The organism is Desulfosporosinus youngiae DSM 17734, assembly GCF_000244895.1.
Lineage (GTDB): Bacteria > Bacillota > Desulfitobacteriia > Desulfitobacteriales > Desulfitobacteriaceae > Desulfosporosinus > Desulfosporosinus youngiae.
In genome coordinates, this window is the sequence record NZ_CM001441.1 from 3,721,228 (window position 1) to 3,735,633 (window position 14,406).

Sequence of the window (14,406 nt, forward strand, 5' to 3'; positions counted from 1 at the left end):
TTTTTGCATCAGGAAAAAAATATAATCTGACTTTGGTAGTGTTTCCATCTGAACCGTAATTTATGGTTATGAAACTTATCTTTATATCCCTCTCCTTCTAGATTAATAGGGAGTTCTTTTAAGTAATTCTTAATTCGTATTTTTATTTGGGATTGGCTAGATTCTGGTGTCTTATACATAAATATCTACTGCTCATTTAATAAAGTCATTTTTCAAATCAATAATTATCTGCCCCTTATTAAATTGAATAAACTTTGCTGCCGATACCCTAGCTTTATCTCTCACCAAATCGCCTGTGCGAAATACTGAAAGTAAAAACCCAATCAGGAACATATTGATAACAAGAGCTCGGCCTCCATAAGAGATCAGTGGTAACGGCATTGGATCAAGTCGCCAAAAGCCTAAATTTGCAGCAATATAAACGAGAAACTGTAATGCAAATGTTGAGATAATCGCCAGTGAAACCAAAAATCCAAGCACACTTTTTTGCTTCTTACAAAGAATAATCGCACGCATAATAAAAACTGAGAATATCGCAATTATTCCGATAAGCACAATCCACCCAAATCTGTAAATCAAGCAAGTCAAAAGAAAATCCGTATTGGCTCCGGGCAAAATCCTGAATACAGAATAATCTACGTCAGCTATCGGCAAACCCTGACCTATTAACAGTGAATGAGATAAAAGACGTTGTATCAGAGAACTGATATATCCATATCCATCTGGATCAAGGGATGGATTCAAGGCGGCTAATAATTTGTCCCAAATATACTGTTTTCCTGCCATCTTCAGAATAAATGGCGTACACAAAGCGGCGAGAATCTGGACAGCTAAAATAAGTGCGGCCAATAGTTTTCCTGCATTAAACCAGTTTTTCATAACAGCAGCCGTCAAAACAATAAAGCAGGAAGTTAAAAGCAAAACGAGAACCGTTAAATTATTAATGATCACCGTTAAGTATACCGGAATTATAAATGCCGCCCCACAAAGAATAAGTCCGCTGCACCCTTTATTTCTAATACTATATACAAATCCGGCAAATGCGGTTGGAAACAGCAACAGCAGATAAATGGTAGATGTACCTCTGCCTCCTCCTGTAAACAAATATGAAGCTAAGGTTATTGTACAGAGCGCCAAAAAAACAAACTTAGGATACTTTCCAATGATTGTGAAGTCTAAGAAGTATGCAGCAAACATCAAAAGAAGTGAAATACCTGCCCAGACGATCTGTCTTCCAAACATCCAGGCACCGAGAGGAATGTGTGATCCTATAAAAAATTGAATAGCAAGTCCCAAAAGAAGCATAGTTGCTGTCATGAACAGTAGCGGCCAATCGGGTTTAGGCCGGTGTGTTCGGTCAAGTTCTTCCCCGACAACGATAGGGTCGCCCATCTCGGCAATTGCCATATTAGTTGCTTTTTCTTCATCGTACCCAGCAGTTATAAAGGCGTTCTTTTGGTCGGTTATGTGATTCTCAATTTCCTCTAAAACAGAAGCTTGCGCCCTTTTCCACCGTATTTGTTGACCCACAGTTTCCAAATACTCGGTAACCTTATCAGGCTTTTGCAAAACCTGCACCTCCCAAAAGATCATTTACAGCTGTGGTATATGCTTTCCACTCCTTTTTTTTCTCGTGTAAATGCTTGCGTCCTTTTTTGGTGATCCTGTAGTACTTTCGTACCTTCCCATTATCAGCGACCTTTTCGTAAGAAGTGAGCATTTCTTTTTGCTCTAAGCTGTGGAGCAATGGATATAAGGTCCCTGCTTTTAACTCAAAGACGTTGTTTGACTTTTTGCTAAGTACTTCAATCATTTGATAACCGTACATATCCATTTCATCAAGGAGCCTTAAGATAAGCATGGTAGTGCTTCCCGTTAAAAGACTTTTATCAACCGGCATAGTTCAACCCCCAATTATATAGATTATCTATATACAATAGTATATTGATGATCTATATATGTCAATATGTAAGTATAAGCCTGTTTTAGCTCTTCTGCTCTACTTTCCGGAACAGGACAGCTCCTTTGTATGCTTTGGCAGCTAATGCGGTGTCCAATTTTCCCAGCTGGGCGTCAACGCCGGACAGCGGTGATACGGCACGCCGGGCTTCGCCGTTTCTCAATTCCATAATTCCATAGGAGACAGCTGAATCTACAGGTGCCAGCCCCTGAGCCCCTCCGCCGGTTCCAATGCTGACGATTTCATATTTGCCGCCGCCCAGCGCTTTGATCCGGAACTGTCTGCCAACCTCAGGGCAAATGCCGCCTTTGCTCAGATCTTCAGGATCATTGGGAATTCCTTCCCCAACCAGAAAACCGCCCCCGTCTGTTTGCAGATATGATGTGATCCAGACGGCAAACTCTTGCTCATCACCGGCCATCAGTCTGCCGGAAAGGGGTTCGTATTTGGTCAGATGCCAGCGCTGCGGAACCTCCTCCGTCATAAACTGAGTATAGTAAAATGTCGCCGCATCACGACCGAGCTGTTCAAGGCCGGTACTATCCGAAGCAAAGACCCTATCAACTACCGGGAAATCCTGTTCCGGCACATCCTGTATATCCTTGCCCGCCCCTGTAAATGTGCTGACTGCGCTGACCGTAATAAGCAGCAGGACGGCAGCCAGTGCGGGAACAACTGTTTTAGGTTTTTTGATAATCATATTCAGCCTTTCCTGAATCCTCCGCTTGCCGGAAGCCATTGTGGTCGCAGCATTTATCAGGCCGGAAGGAGTTTCCCTGACGGCAATCATATCTATGAGCGTATGTCCGTAAGCGAAGCGGTTTTCTTCACCGATCGTTTTGATCACCGCTTCGTCGCAAGCCAGCTCGCTGTCGGTACGGGACAGGATCGCCGCCGTCCAGACCAGAGGATTCCACCACCAAACGGCGAGGCACAACCCCCGCAGAACCGACCAGATATGGTCACCGTGACGGTAATGGCATAGTTCATGAGCGAGAACGTGGCAGGTGACACCTTCCCTGGCTGCAGCTTTCGGCGTCAAATAAACAGCCGGGTGAATCAGACCAAACAGGCAGGGTGAAGCTATCTGTTCAGTCACATAAACAGGCAGCGGGAAATGGTCAGTATCGGTACCCTCGGCACCGTATACCTGGCGCGTTTTTTGCATCTGCCTGGAAAATATCATGTTGGTAACCATAAACCATAACAAAAACGCAATGCTGCCGGTCAGCCAGATCAGGCTTAAGATCTCGCGGACGCTCATCTTCCCGGCATAACGGGTAATGGTTTCACCGTCACCGGATAATACTGGATAACCAAAGCTGTGGACATCCGCAACGATGCGGTTGCTGTTGACCACGATGCCGTAAGCTTCGCCCACGGACTGTCTGGAAATCGGCAGAACGTGCACCTGCCGTTCAGCAAAACTGCTGTTCGGCAGGGCATTCATCACGCTGAACGAGCTTTCCGACAGGGAAAAAGGCATCAACAGCCTGATCATCACCAATCCCCACAACGCATATTGCAGCCGACGACTGATTTTCCCCCGGAACAGAAAGCGCAGCGCGATCACAACCATAATCAAAACAGACGAAGTGATGATCCACTCGGTCATTGCCCTGCCTCCTTTTCCGCCTCCCGCAAAATGGCGTAAAGTTCATCAATATCCGTTTTGTTCAGTGCTTTCTGTCCGGCCATGGAGGCCACCATCAGCCCGACGCTGCCGCCGTAAACCTTATTGAGAAAGCTCTCCGTTTCAAAGGAGGCAGCTTCCTCCTTTTTCAGGGCAGGATAAAAAAGCTTGGAACGCCCGCCTTCCTCAAAGCGAACTGCCCCTTTATCTTCCATTCGTGAGAGCATCATAAAAACGGTTCCTTTGGTCCAGCCTGTATCGTCCTTCAGCGCGGCAACCAGCTGCGCAATCGTACGGGGTGCTTCCTTCCACAACAGGTTCATCAGTTTCCATTCGCCGTTCGACAGAGCTATATTACACTTCATGGCAAGTCCTCCTGAATTTGGTTAACATTTATCGCCTTTAATATAGCAGAAGAGGTTAACAAATGTCAACCTCTTCTGCAACGATTGTTTTTACAGTTTTCATTAGTTTTACCAAGTACCGAATACCCCAAACTACTCGTACTGAGGGCAAGTGATAATCTTCAGATGGAAAAAGAGAGGACTGCTAATTATCTAAAAGCCGCTAGGTACCGCTAAAATAAGTGGCACAGGCCACTTTTATTCAAAACACGACCGCTGTTCCGGCGGCTGCGTATACCCTACCTAAACTCGGCTGAATCCTGTCCCATCAATGGGGAGCGTCGCAGCAAATGCTTGATGGTCCACTCGTGCGTTAAAATGCCCTGTGCAAGATCCTTGCAGGCACCGCCAATGAGCCATGCCCACCATACTGGGGTGAGTAACTCCCATTCCTCAGGGTCAAGTGGTGAAACTTCATCGTACGCTCGGACAACCTCGTCATGCCTGCCCCGCCACGAAAGCGCAAAGTCGGCGACCCGATGATTCAAGTGCGCAAACTCGAAGTCAAGGATTCCTGAGAGACGCCCGTCTTTGAAGAGTAGATTCCACGGTGTGAAGTCGCCATGGATAACGATACTGGGGCGGGCCTGGGTCTTTAGTCCATCTACTCGCTGGCGAGCTCGTTCAAGGTGCCATCTCAGTATACGGGTTTCTTCCGGTTGCTTCCTCTCGTTCTTGGACAGCACACGTTCGAGGGTCGGGTCATTAAGGACCTTCTCACAGCGCTGCCAATCTCCACGCTGCCCGAACCCACTTAGTTTCTCGAGATCGGTGTGGAACTGAGCCAGAAGTCGTCCTCGAGCACGTTGTTCGGCAATCCGGTCAGCGACGGATGGCGGATCACCGGGAAGATAGGGAAACAAGCACCAAAATTGACCATCCAGATTGACCGGCCCCTCGACAGCGGGAGCAACGGGCCACCCCAGAACAGAGATGCTTGTCAGCAGGCGTAACTCGTAGTCCATATCTTCAGGCGACTTGGACCACCAAAGGCGCAGAACAAGCCGTTCCCCTCGAAGGTCTACAAGCCAGTGCTGATTGAGCCTTCCGCCCAGCGGAGCGACCACCCGGACTCCGAATTTCTCCAAAACTTCGTCACTCGGTGATATCGACCCAAGTTTATTATTTATAAGGCATCTCCCTCCACATAAGAATTTCTAAACGTGCCCCTTTAACACCTCAGAAAAGAGTTAAGCCATCCTGACTCTCCACGCTTGCTTAACAAAATTTCCAAATATGCTCTCTCCCAACAGCTTTATTAAGGTGCGGATGTTCCGGAATCCCCCACTTCAACGAAATAGGGGAGATAGTTCAATTCATTATCAAGACCTAATTCGTAAAAAGTCATCTAAACTAGTATAAAGAGGTTGATACATATTAGTCATGATGATGTACCGGCAGGGAAAAGAAAAAGCGGACGCCATCCCGGGTATTTTCCACACCATAAACCGCATGATGAAGCTCCAGTATTTCTCTGGATATGGCAAGTCCCAGACCTGTACCTGCTTTGGAGGTCCTGGCCTCGACACGGTAGAATTGGTCCCATATCTTTTTCCTGTCCTCCTCTGCTATAGGCTTCCCCTGGTTTACAACGCTGATTTCTGCGGTCTGCCCTTTGCCACTGACAGCAATGACGATGGCATCACCATTCTCCGTATGCCGGATTGCATTACTGAGAAAATTAGTGATCACTCGGCTGATCAGCCCTTTATGCCCCACGACCATCAGAGAGACAAGCCTCAAGCTAAAAGAGAGATTTTTCCCCTCTATTTCCCCTGCCAGGGACCTGCCTGCTTCTCTAATCACCTTGTCGATTTCAAAAGGAGCCATTTCAGGCTTATAGGTACCTGATTCAAATTTAGCCAGATCCAGCATGTTGACCACCAGCAGGTCCATCCGCTGTATTTCCTCTTCCATGGCCTGAAAGTAATGTTCCCTTTTTTCAGCGGCTATTCCGTCTTTTAAAATGGACAGACAACTTTTCATAACCGCCAGAGGGGTTTTCAATTCATGAGAGACCCCGGCAATAAATTCCTTCCGGGTCTCTTCCAGCTGCTTCTCTTGATCCAGATCCTGTTTCAGCCGACCGATATACCCTTCTATCTGGCTGGACAGGTCATTGATATTTGCGGACAACTGGCCTATTTCATCCTCGGAACCCATCGGCAGCTTTTCCGTAAAATCCAGGTTAGCTATTTTCCCGGTGATCCGGTTGATAGAGATCAGCGGTTTTGACAACCGCTTGGAAACAATAAAGGCTAAACCGATCACACACAGCAAGGCCAAGCCAAAAAAGTAAGGATAGAATTGCCGCATAACCGCTATGGCTTCATCCACCGGCTGGAGAGAAGTCATAGCAAAAATATATCCTCTTGACCCATTTTCCCTAACCGGTTTAATGATGATCTGGTACTGTGCAAAATTTTCTGTGGCCCTAAGTTCTTCTGTACTCTGAAGAGGTTTCTTATCAACCAGCAGACGGGCTTGGAATTCTTTGACCTGTTCCAAAAAATAAGTTTCCTGGTAAGGAAACACTATATCCTCCCCGCGTTCCGGAAATATAGTTTTCGTTATCCTTCCTCTATACAGGCCGGTTGCCAGCTGGCTATAGGCCGGGTCGGCCTGAGGACCATGCAGCTTGTTAGCAAGGTTTAGATTGATGACTCCCGTTGAATGAGTCTGGATATGATAAGGTATCCTTTCATCTGCGCTATTAACGGTATCAATAATCACCTCATCGCCAACCTTTAAGGAAGAGAGGACAGCGGAAGAAAATTCTCCTGCAAAAGAGTACATAGGTATGCGCCAATTCCCCTGGGCTTCATTTTCCAATGTCACTTCGATATAGTAATTTTCCACATCCAAGATCCGTCCACAGTCATCCAGTTTGGTCATCCAGACATGATTATTCTTATAGAGTTGGACTGATGCTGCTTCGGCTCCCTTTTTCGCCGCCAGGCTTAAGTACTCGTTCATATCCATTTTGAGAGCATCCGCTTTCTTATTGAGATAATATCTCTCAAAAAAGTAATTCTGCGTGATGCCAATCACTAAAAACATGGCGGAGAACAATAGAGCTGTCAGCATAAACCACTTGAAAACAATACTTTTTTTCATACCTGTTCCTCTATGAACTTATATCCTGAGCGGATCACTGTAACAATACAGCTGCCTTTACTACCCAGCTTGGCACGCAGGTTTCTGATATGGCTGTTCACGGTCTTTTCATCACCATAAAAATCATAGCCCCATAGTTTCGAGATTAATTGCTCTCTGGTAATGACAATCCCTTTATTTTGCATTAAGTAAGCGAGAATTTCCAGTTCCGTATGTGTCAGATTAATGGTATGGCCATCTGCAGAAACCAGTCTTGACCCCATATTTATAACAATACCACCGGCAGATATCAGCCTTCCCTCCGCAATACCCGGGTGTCTTTCCAGAAACCGTTTCACTTTGGCCATTAGAACCCGAGGACTATAGGGTTTGATCAGATAATCATCCGCACCCAGCTCATAGCCCAGCAGAGAATCATCCTCATCCGAACGGGCGGTTAAAATAATAATAGGGATACCGGAATGTTTCCGAATTCTGCGGCACACTGACCAGCCGTCAATCTTGGGCAGAACTATATCTAAGATCACTAAATCAACAGCATTTGCTTGAAACAGCTCTAAAGCTTGTTCTCCATCTGCCGCCTCTAATACCTGATATCCATCCTCGATCAGATAGTCCATAATTACTTCACGCAAAATATTTTCATCTTCGACAACCAGTATTTTCTTCAATCCCATACCTCCACTATATTCTCGCCGCTTCCCCCTCTTCGTCCCTGGATGTTCTACAGTTTTTTCTTCTTAGGTTGTGGAATTGGAATAACCGGCTCCAATAAAGCGATGACTTCTTTGCTGAATTTAGAATTGTCTATGTCTAATATATAATGTTCTTTTGCCCTGTCATAAGGAAAACCTCTCTCTGCCTCTTTCATCTTTTCACTGATACAGTCAAGTATTTTCACAAAGACCATATTATCACAGACGAGAAGTATAGGCTTCTCATTCACATAAACCATATACTCTCCGAACATTTTCTTATATCTAACAGCGCCAACACCGCTGATCTGTTCACAAACATAGTCTATATAATCTGCTGTTGTTGCCATACTATCACCTTTCTTCAGTCCCACAGTCCACTGTTTGCATTGCTCGATTCGTTAACATTGGAGATTCACGTACGTCTGCTTAGAAGACCAAAAGCAGCCCCGCAAATTTCTCCTAAAATATGAGCTATATGAGCGATTCCATCTTTTGATCCCACACTTATTATCTCGCCCCCCAGATAAATAATGATCACCAATATGAGAGTGAGGGGGATTTTCCCATCCTTCATGCCGGCAACGGATGAAAGGACAATCATCATAAATACAATTCCGCTTGCCCCCAGCAATACGGTACTGGGAAATAAAATGACATGGAATAATCCGGACACCACTGCCGTGATGGCAATCATAATTAAAAGAACTTGAGACTTATACTTTTCTTCCAGTATAGGACCCAACACCAAAAAAAGCACCATATTGCCGGAGTAATGGCTCCAATCCACATGGCCCAGCACATGGCCCAACAATCTGAAATATGCCAAAGGATCGCTCCAGGATGAACGGTATACCCCAAAAAGCAAATTCGTAGTTAATCCGCCCGTTAAATAACTTAACAGCAAGATAACTAAGGAAAGAAACGTAAAGGTCAGGGTAACCGGTGAATTATACTGGAGTTTTCCTAAAAATTCTTTCATGTAGTTCGTCCTCTCTTTAATCTATTGACGGTCATTTCCTATCATATCATATCTTCCTTGCAGCAAATTGCTTGAACTAAATTATCATTATATCTTTTCCTTTGCTTCTACTACAACGCAATACCTTGAATAGATAAAAAAGATGCCGCTTGAGGCTGATAGCCTCTTAGCGGCGGGGGGGTATTTCTTTAATTCCCGGTTAAGTGTGCTTAGGTTTTTGGATTATACTATAGACCAAAAACGTAATCAAATTTAAGGCAAGGGTGATGAATAGATAAACCGAGGACACAAATACCAGCGCATTCGTAGTATCCATAAGGGCTGACCAATCCTCTATATCTACCCGATGATCCAGAGATACTATTTGGATAAACAACGTGATAGCACAGGCACTGACGCTTATTATGGAAAAGGCGATCCAGCTTTTGTTTTCTGATTTTTTACGCCTTGCGAGATTTACTACGGGAAATACCCAGGCAACCAATGCCAAGCCAATGCTGCCAAGACCAAGGAATACATCCATACTAATGTCACTCCTCTAAGCTTAATTTTGCTTATGATTAACAATCCACTCTTTTAATTTCCACATTCCGCCTTCATATCCTCCCAAGATTGGAAATAATCCCTAAAAATTAAAATTAGCCAAAGGCCGGGAAATAACCTGTCAGGTTAAGTTCCCGGCCTTTGGCCGCTGCTAACTCATAAAAGAGCTTCTTTTTTAGATTAGGGAATGTCCCGTAAAGATGGATACTGCAGCACCGTAGAATACATAACGTCCTATGAACTCCCCGGCCAAAACAAGAACCAAGGCCGTCAAAACCTGATTCGGGGAAAGAGGCGCCTGCTTTTTCAGGCCCAGGAATAAGAGAACCACGCCGGCCAGGGACAAAAGAGCACGGATGACGATGGGTGCCAGATAGGTTCCGGAAAGCAATTGAGCAGAAGCTTGAGCCGCTGGAACTCCGGAACTCAAACCGGATATGAAGACCGGAAGATAAAGGAGAGGCACCACAATCGCGGCTCCCAATACCAGGACGACGGTTTTCAAGATCTTGCGGGCCTGCTCCGAAGGCTTACCCTGGGCCGCCAGGCTCACAAGGGTAAGGGCACCGGCACTGCCTAAGGCAAAGGTGGCGCCATAGAAAGCGATATAAGTGTTCAGGCTGGTCCAGGCCGGACGGATTGAGGATGAGTAAATGCTTGCCATACAGAATATGGCGGCCAGTCCGATCAGGGATGTCACAATCCCCAAGCCTTTTCCTGATTTTCCTTTTCGAAAAGCCTGATAAGAGATGAGCCAGAAGACCAGAAATCCGCCGGCAGTAATAATTTCCCGGCTTAACCAGGAGGACCCCAGGTTTAAAATCGAGCGGACCGCTCCCAAGGGAGTGCCCAAATGGAACAGCGAGAAAACTAAGGCTGCCGCCATAACCGGCCCGGTCAGCATGAGACCTGATTTGGTCAGTTGAGAGGCTGAAGAAGCATTATCCTTGGCCAGCATCAGACGGATAAGGAATAGCATAATATAGGTTCCAATCGCCAATTGACTGAGTAAAGTGAACATCATAAGCGGCCATTCTTCTGCAAACATCTTGTTCCCTCCTTTTCTGAAATTACTTCTTGGTGGTAATGGTCAGAGACGGATGCGTGATCCCTGAACTGGGCAGCCCTTCGCTATCTGCGGTATTTCCGTATTTCTTGCGCAGCTCATCGATCTCGCCCACATGAAGAGCTCTCATCACACAGGCAGACACGCAGGCCGGCTCTTCCCCCTTCTCCAGCAAGTCTGCACAAAGATCGCATTTTCCGACTTTACCTTCATGCTCTTTATACTGAGGTGCGCCGTAAGGGCAGGACCAGGTGCATAACCGGCAGCCAATACATTTCGCCTTGTCATGGAGAACGATTCCGTCTGCCTCCCGTTTATGAAGTGCTCCGGTAGGACAGTTCTGCACACATTTGGGTTCCTTGCAGTGATTGCATCCCAGAGAGATGTGATCCAGCCGCGGATTCGGGTAAACGCCCTTTTCCATATCAAAGACCCGGCGGTATAATACCCCGACTTCCAGATCATTCTTATCTTTGCAGGCGATCTGACAGACCCTGCAGCCAATACAGACTGACATATCATAATGAAAACCAAGTTGCGCCATTTCCGTTCACTCCTTCCTCTTTACAGCACAATTCTCTGAGGCCATTTAACATCCGGCTGGAGGGCTTCGCCGCTCCATTTCTCCATTTGGATATTGCAGGTATTCCAACCGCCTGTTCCTTGTCCTGTAGCAATAGGTCCGGTCAGGATGTTATCCGCGCCCGCTTTATCAACACCGCTCTTCTCGTCCATTTCAACCCAGGCGCCATGAGGAAGTCCCACCACACCCGGCATCAGGCGCTCGCTAACCTGAGCGGTCCGCAAGGTCTTGCCATGGCGGCTGGTCAGTAAAACCGTATCTCCGGTACTGATTCCGCGCTCAGCAGCATCCTGGGAACTTACAAAGACCGGGTTGGGGAAAGCTTCCCGCAATTGAGGAATATTGTCGAAGATGCTGTGGGAACGTCTGAAATAGTGGGGATTAATCACTTGCAGAGGATAGTCACCCTTTTCCTTTTTGGCCCAATCCTTGAACGTATCTTCATAGCCTTCGGCAGCCTTGTTGTAGGTGGGAATCGGTTTAATTTCAGTGAAACCATAACCCTTGATCAATTCTGCCAGGGCCTTGGAGTGGATTTCCAGTTTTCCCGATTCTGTTTTGAGGGGATTGGCGGCCGGGTCCTTACGGAATTTTTCATAAGCAATACTGCCTAGTTTATCACCGGGTTTGCGCTCAACATGATACATGCCCGTTTCCCTGAATTCGTTTAAGGTAATGCGGCCCTGCTGCGGCTTTCCGGTAACTCCCATCCCGGCAATGTCTGCCTCGCTGATGGTTAAGAGGGGCTCCATTCCGGAACCGTCTGTCTTCATCACCGTTGCGCCGGCCAGTTGATTAAAGACCTGCTGCTTCTCGGAAATCGGATAAATATCTTTTTCCGCTAAGCCTAAGCGTTTGCCGATTTCGATGGCGATCCACTGGTCATGCTTTGCTTCAAACAAAGGCTCGGTTACCCGGGTATAGTAGATCAGGAGCTCACGGTTGCCTGTTCCGAATCCGCCTTCCCTCTCCCATTCTGTTGTAGCCGGAAGCACAATATCAGAATACTTGGCATTGGTGGTGAGGAAGTGAGAATTACAGACCACGAATTCCAGCTTGCGGTGGGCTTCGATCCCTTTGCTCATAGCCGAGCGGGTCTGCAGAACGGCATTGTAGCCATGATAGACCATCTGCAGGTTGATATCTTTGGTCTTATTGTAGCCGGCGGTATACTTGCCGGTCAGGATAGCAGTCCACATTTCATTGTCATTGATCTTGTCCGCAACCGGATTTTTAATGGCCGGCAAACCGTTGCCGCCTGGTTTAACAAGAGCCGGGCCGCCGTTGCCGGTACCAAAGTGACAGCTTACTCCCGTCATCCGTCCACTTTCGCCCATGTGGCCGGTCATGGCTCCAAAGGCCATGAACATCTGAGGCCAGGAGTCGGCATTATTGATCCGGGCGGCGGCCCAAGCTGTAAATAAGGCGGCCTTTTTCGTGGTGGCAATTTCCAGGGCCAGCTCTTCGATGGTTTTGGCATCCACACCACAGATTTCCGAGGCCCATTGAGCCGTTTTCGGCACTCCATCAAAAGTTCCCAGAATATAATCTTTCAAATTTTCCTTGGGATCAGCGCCCTCAGGCATATGATCCGCATCAAAGCCAACGGTACAGCGATTTAAGAAATCCCAGTCAATCAAAGGGTTATTGGCGGGATCATCCTGTTTTAGCAGTGTATAAGCCATGCCCAGCACCATGGCATGGTCGGTTCCCGGATGAATGGGAATCCATTGGGCACCGAGCACTTCCGCCGAATCCGTATAGATCGGATCGATAATGACGAATTTGGCCCCGGCTTGCTTGGCTTGAAGATAATTGTAGGTCGGGCTTCCCCCTGCACTCCAGGCAGGGTTGCCTCCCCAAAGCACAATCAGCTGGGAATTCCTGAGATCCAGCCGGTCATTGATGCTGTGCTCAAAAAAACCTTCCGCCATACCAAACTTTTCAGGACCCCAGCGCCAGGTTCCCCAGGAAGTGGTCCCCCAGTGGGTGCTATGACCGCCGTAAAGACCGAGAGTGCGGGGCATTTCACTGCCGCCGGTCACCAGAATAGAGCTATTGCCGTGTTTTTCCCGAATCCGCTTGATTTCACCGGCGACCAGATCCAAGGCCTCGTCCCAGGAAATCCGGACCCACTCGTCTTTACCGCGGAGTTCTTTCTTGCCTCCGCCAGGTTCCCAGTTTTTACGCTTCATGGGATATTTGATGCGGTCGGCACCAAATACCTGATGCCGCTGGGAACGTCCGCGGGCACATCCTCTTTGCTGAGGATGATCGGGAGAGTCGGCATGGGTATCATCGGTTTTCTGACGAACAACCACTCCATCAACCACATAGGCTTTATTCAGACATCTGCCGCCGCAGTTATGCCAGCAGGCTGCCGTGACCCACTTGCCTTCTTTTTGGGCCAGGGCCTCAGCGGTTGTGGCATCAACCTTGGCCAGACCACAGCCGGTTAGAGACACCGCTGCTGCCGCACCTGCGGTTACCCCGATAAAAGACCTCCGGCTCATCACGAAACTTTGGGCTTTTTCAATGAGATTTGCCATGAGAATGTTCACCTCCAAAAAATTTGAACTTACATTCGATATCTAACAGCTCTTTAACAGCCCGGCCATCGATTTGGATAAACCCTTGAAGCATCCGGGCCATTCCTTGATAAAACCCGGTATTGGCACTCAACCTGACATTTTTGGCGAAAGCGGGCACCCAAAGGAGCAAGTGCTGTTCAAGAAAATCCGCCTGATCCTGAAGCAGCTCCTTAAATCCATCCAGGTCCCCAACAACCGCTTTTTCGACGGTCAAATTGGCCAGCTGATACATAAAATCCAACTCCAGACCCAGATGATCATCCGCTTCCTGCTGATAATGCTTGGGCAGGAAACCATATTTCAAATAGGCAAGCCTTACCCGGCGTGTCTCTTCTTGAAAGAGCAGTTTGTCCTTATTGAGATAAGCAGACTCCCAAGGGGGAGCCGGCAAACTGTACGGTCCGATGAAGAGACGGGTATAATCCCAGTGCAGCCTGTCATAGCCTTCGGCGGACAAAACGTCCTGAGTATTAAGGTAATCCTGAACCTTTGCCGTTCCTTCGGCAAGCTCCGGATCTTCTTCCTGAAAAGGAAATGCTGAGACAAGTTGATTTTCGCTTAAGCTCCGCAGATAATCCTGGCTTGGCTCCACTAGAAATGTCCGCCGCAAAAAATCATAGGCAAACACCCGGGTTTCCAAGAGAGGTTTAATTGTGCTGAGCACTGCTTCTTGAATCATAGCGGCACCTCCTATAAAAAAAGAATAAATCTTCTTATCTCTGAGTATACGTTAATACTTTCACATCTTCTATTGTGTGGACTCACAGACTTCGACATTATTTTTTGTGTGCCGACACTATTCGATTTCTTTTAAAGCAAAATCAAATTTATA

Annotated in this window: 14 protein-coding genes; all 14 read right to left on the reverse strand. The window is 47.1% G+C overall.

Features of this window, described 5'->3' with window-relative positions; genetic code table 11:
* Positions 1 to 192: 192 nt before the first annotated feature.
* The gene (locus DESYODRAFT_RS17390; protein WP_007785080.1) at positions 193 to 1,569 is read right to left on the reverse strand and encodes an FtsW/RodA/SpoVE family cell cycle protein; all 1,377 of its coding nucleotides are present in this window, start codon (positions 1,567 to 1,569) and stop codon (positions 193 to 195) included.
* Positions 1,556 to 1,900, reverse strand: a complete 345-nt coding sequence (locus DESYODRAFT_RS17395; RefSeq protein ID WP_007785081.1) for a PadR family transcriptional regulator — start codon at positions 1,898 to 1,900, stop codon at positions 1,556 to 1,558. Before DESYODRAFT_RS17395 ends, DESYODRAFT_RS17390 begins: the two co-directional genes overlap by 14 nt.
* A gap of 85 nt (positions 1,901 to 1,985) precedes the next feature.
* Positions 1,986 to 3,575: a M56 family metallopeptidase gene (locus tag DESYODRAFT_RS26695; protein ID WP_007785083.1), complete on the reverse strand. Its 1,590-nt coding sequence runs from the start codon at positions 3,573 to 3,575 to the stop codon at positions 1,986 to 1,988.
* Complete coding sequence (locus DESYODRAFT_RS17405) at positions 3,572 to 3,958, reverse strand: BlaI/MecI/CopY family transcriptional regulator (protein WP_007785084.1); 387 nt, start codon at positions 3,956 to 3,958, stop codon at positions 3,572 to 3,574. Before DESYODRAFT_RS17405 ends, DESYODRAFT_RS26695 begins: the two co-directional genes overlap by 4 nt.
* 278 nt (positions 3,959 to 4,236) lie before the next feature.
* Positions 4,237 to 5,085, reverse strand: coding sequence for a phosphotransferase enzyme family protein (locus tag DESYODRAFT_RS17410; RefSeq protein WP_157137203.1), 849 nt, complete (start codon positions 5,083 to 5,085; stop codon positions 4,237 to 4,239).
* A 289-nt stretch (positions 5,086 to 5,374) separates the two neighbouring features.
* Positions 5,375 to 7,114 carry a sensor histidine kinase gene (locus tag DESYODRAFT_RS17415; protein WP_007785086.1) on the reverse strand — a complete coding sequence of 580 codons (1,740 nt, stop codon included), beginning with the start codon at positions 7,112 to 7,114 and terminating at the stop codon, positions 5,375 to 5,377.
* On the reverse strand, positions 7,111 to 7,791 hold the full coding sequence (locus DESYODRAFT_RS17420) for a response regulator transcription factor (protein ID WP_042338765.1): 681 nt from the start codon (positions 7,789 to 7,791) through the stop codon (positions 7,111 to 7,113). Before DESYODRAFT_RS17420 ends, DESYODRAFT_RS17415 begins: the two co-directional genes overlap by 4 nt.
* A 47-nt stretch (positions 7,792 to 7,838) precedes the next feature.
* Positions 7,839 to 8,159 (reverse strand): TfoX/Sxy family protein, encoded by a 321-nt coding sequence (locus tag DESYODRAFT_RS17425; RefSeq protein WP_007785090.1) that lies wholly within the window; start codon positions 8,157 to 8,159, stop codon positions 7,839 to 7,841.
* A 65-nt stretch (positions 8,160 to 8,224) separates the two neighbouring features.
* Positions 8,225 to 8,791 carry a rhomboid family intramembrane serine protease gene (locus tag DESYODRAFT_RS17430; RefSeq protein ID WP_007785092.1) on the reverse strand — a complete coding sequence of 189 codons (567 nt, stop codon included), beginning with the start codon at positions 8,789 to 8,791 and terminating at the stop codon, positions 8,225 to 8,227.
* Positions 8,792 to 8,990: 199 nt separating this feature from the next.
* Positions 8,991 to 9,314 (reverse strand): hypothetical protein, encoded by a 324-nt coding sequence (locus DESYODRAFT_RS17435; RefSeq protein ID WP_007785094.1) that lies wholly within the window; start codon positions 9,312 to 9,314, stop codon positions 8,991 to 8,993.
* A gap of 195 nt (positions 9,315 to 9,509) precedes the next feature.
* Complete coding sequence (locus DESYODRAFT_RS17440; protein ID WP_007785096.1) at positions 9,510 to 10,382, reverse strand: dimethyl sulfoxide reductase anchor subunit family protein; 873 nt, start codon at positions 10,380 to 10,382, stop codon at positions 9,510 to 9,512.
* 22 nt (positions 10,383 to 10,404) lie between these two features.
* Complete coding sequence (locus DESYODRAFT_RS17445; RefSeq protein ID WP_007785097.1) at positions 10,405 to 10,944, reverse strand: DMSO/selenate family reductase complex B subunit; 540 nt, start codon at positions 10,942 to 10,944, stop codon at positions 10,405 to 10,407.
* A gap of 20 nt (positions 10,945 to 10,964) precedes the next feature.
* Entirely contained in the window at positions 10,965 to 13,532 is a 2,568-nt protein-coding gene (locus tag DESYODRAFT_RS17450; RefSeq protein WP_007785098.1) for a molybdopterin-dependent oxidoreductase, read from the reverse strand.
* Positions 13,516 to 14,253 (reverse strand): TorD/DmsD family molecular chaperone, encoded by a 738-nt coding sequence (locus DESYODRAFT_RS17455; RefSeq protein WP_007785099.1) that lies wholly within the window; start codon positions 14,251 to 14,253, stop codon positions 13,516 to 13,518. Before DESYODRAFT_RS17455 ends, DESYODRAFT_RS17450 begins: the two co-directional genes overlap by 17 nt.
* Positions 14,254 to 14,406 lie beyond the last annotated feature (153 nt).

What these genes read in the sequence shown, in the direction of transcription:
- DESYODRAFT_RS17440 (WP_007785096.1), bottom strand. Translation starts at nt 10,382, where the DNA reads ATGTTTGCAGAAGAATGGCCGCTTATGATGTTCACTTTACTCAGTCAA.
- DESYODRAFT_RS26695 (WP_007785083.1), bottom strand. Translation starts at nt 3,575, where the DNA reads ATGACCGAGTGGATCATCACTTCGTCTGTTTTGATTATGGTTGTGATC.
- DESYODRAFT_RS17395 (WP_007785081.1), bottom strand. Translation starts at nt 1,900, where the DNA reads ATGCCGGTTGATAAAAGTCTTTTAACGGGAAGCACTACCATGCTTATC.
- DESYODRAFT_RS17430 (WP_007785092.1), bottom strand. Translation starts at nt 8,791, where the DNA reads ATGAAAGAATTTTTAGGAAAACTCCAGTATAATTCACCGGTTACCCTG.
- DESYODRAFT_RS17450 (WP_007785098.1), bottom strand. Translation starts at nt 13,532, where the DNA reads ATGGCAAATCTCATTGAAAAAGCCCAAAGTTTCGTGATGAGCCGGAGG.
- DESYODRAFT_RS17445 (WP_007785097.1), bottom strand. Translation starts at nt 10,944, where the DNA reads ATGGCGCAACTTGGTTTTCATTATGATATGTCAGTCTGTATTGGCTGC.
- DESYODRAFT_RS17405 (WP_007785084.1), bottom strand. Translation starts at nt 3,958, where the DNA reads ATGAAGTGTAATATAGCTCTGTCGAACGGCGAATGGAAACTGATGAAC.
- DESYODRAFT_RS17415 (WP_007785086.1), bottom strand. Translation starts at nt 7,114, where the DNA reads ATGAAAAAAAGTATTGTTTTCAAGTGGTTTATGCTGACAGCTCTATTG.
- DESYODRAFT_RS17425 (WP_007785090.1), bottom strand. Translation starts at nt 8,159, where the DNA reads ATGGCAACAACAGCAGATTATATAGACTATGTTTGTGAACAGATCAGC.
- DESYODRAFT_RS17435 (WP_007785094.1), bottom strand. Translation starts at nt 9,314, where the DNA reads ATGGATGTATTCCTTGGTCTTGGCAGCATTGGCTTGGCATTGGTTGCC.
- DESYODRAFT_RS17420 (WP_042338765.1), bottom strand. Translation starts at nt 7,791, where the DNA reads ATGGGATTGAAGAAAATACTGGTTGTCGAAGATGAAAATATTTTGCGT.
- DESYODRAFT_RS17455 (WP_007785099.1), bottom strand. Translation starts at nt 14,253, where the DNA reads ATGATTCAAGAAGCAGTGCTCAGCACAATTAAACCTCTCTTGGAAACC.